This is a genomic window from Streptomyces chiangmaiensis (assembly GCF_036281785.1).
GTDB lineage: Bacteria > Actinomycetota > Actinomycetes > Streptomycetales > Streptomycetaceae > Streptomyces > Streptomyces chiangmaiensis.
In genome coordinates, this window is record NZ_JAYWVC010000583.1 from 1 (window position 1) to 1,334 (window position 1,334).

The 1,334-nt window shown below is 72.3% G+C and carries 2 protein-coding genes and 1 pseudogene; all 3 read right to left on the reverse strand.

Annotated features, from left to right (window positions below):
* A pseudogene (locus VXC91_RS45715) lies at positions 1 to 531 on the reverse strand (ATP-binding protein); the annotation flags it as partial.
* Positions 528 to 1,082, reverse strand: coding sequence for a hypothetical protein (locus tag VXC91_RS45720; RefSeq protein WP_329513229.1), 555 nt, complete (start codon positions 1,080 to 1,082; stop codon positions 528 to 530). The pseudogene VXC91_RS45715 and the gene VXC91_RS45720, both read right to left, overlap by 4 nt.
* A partial coding sequence (locus VXC91_RS45725; RefSeq protein ID WP_329513230.1) for a hypothetical protein occupies positions 1,079 to 1,334 on the reverse strand: 256 nt, incomplete at its 5' end. The genes VXC91_RS45725 and VXC91_RS45720, both read right to left, overlap by 4 nt.

Consider the following 1,334-nt stretch of genomic DNA (forward strand, 5'->3'; position numbering starts at 1 on the left):
TACCCGGGAGGCCTGCTCGCGGTACACAGTCACCTCACGCCGTGCCACGGGCGCCGGGCGCATGCCGAGCATCGGCGCGACCTCGGCCCACGCCGCGCCGAGGGACGCGGACACCTGCAGGCCGCCTGTCTCGGTTTGCAGGGGTACGGCCAGACACAGAGTGCGGCGGTGCATCTCCTGGGCATCCAGCAGATCCAGGGTGGCCTCGACGTTCTCCACCCACGGGTGCCGGCCCGCATCGGGTGCCTGCTCCACGGGCTCGATGCCCTCGATCATGCGCAGGGCGACCTCACCCGGGTCGACCTGCGCGCACAGACCGAACAGCCGCGGAGCACCGGACAGCGACCGCACCAAATGTGTGATCTTGGCGAGCTGTTCGTCGCGGACGGCGGCGGGCACGTAGGTGCCCTGGACGGTCTCCTCGCGACGTCCCTGCGCGTCCGGGCCCGGGTGAAGGCGGTAGAGGGCCCACACGCTGCCCTGCGTCGACCACACCAGGTGCCCGGCGATGTGACGGATCGGAACCCTCACCGCGCCTCCCCTTGCTGGGCGAGCGCGAGCAGCTGCTGCACACCCGACACGGGCCCCGCGGCCGCCGCGGGAGCAACTGGCTGCGTGCGGCGGGGTGCGGACGAGGGGTTTGCCGCCGGGCCCGGGTGCGGCGCCGGGGATGGTACGACCTGCCAGGTGGGGCCGGGCGTGGGCGCGCCCTCGATGGTGAAGCTGACGAACAGGGTTCGGGGCGCTCGGTCGCGGGCGGCTCGCCCGCCGATCCGACCTCCGCGGGGCTGCCAACTGAGGAGCACCCAGCCCAGCGCGGCCTGCATCGGGGCCCGGCCCCGGATCTTCGGCCGGCGCACCGCCCAGATCGCCAGCAGCCACGCGACGATGGGGATCGGCCCCATCCACGACCACCAGCCGATCGTCTTGACCAGGAGGAAGCCGCCGCCGACCGCGACCGCGATCTGTGCGGGCGTGTAGGGGCCGAGGGGGATCTTCCAGTCGGCGACCTTGCCCAGCACCCAGGGGTGTCGGCGGGCGGCGGTGTAGAAGCGGCCCACCCGCGCCGGAGCCGCGGTCACAGCAAGCCTCCGACGCCCGGCGAGTGGTCAGGAGAAGCCGGGAGGTTGGACTGGACGACGCCCGGCGTGGCAGGTGCGCCCTTGGCCGGGTTCTTCACCTCGTCCTCGAACATGTTCGCGAGGCTCTCGCGGGAGTTGTACAGCCCGAGCGCGATGATCACCAGCAGCAGGGCGCCGATCCCCGCCTTGAGGCTGAACCGCTGAACCATGATCACGACGACGAGGACGACGAGACCGGCCTTCAGACCGTTG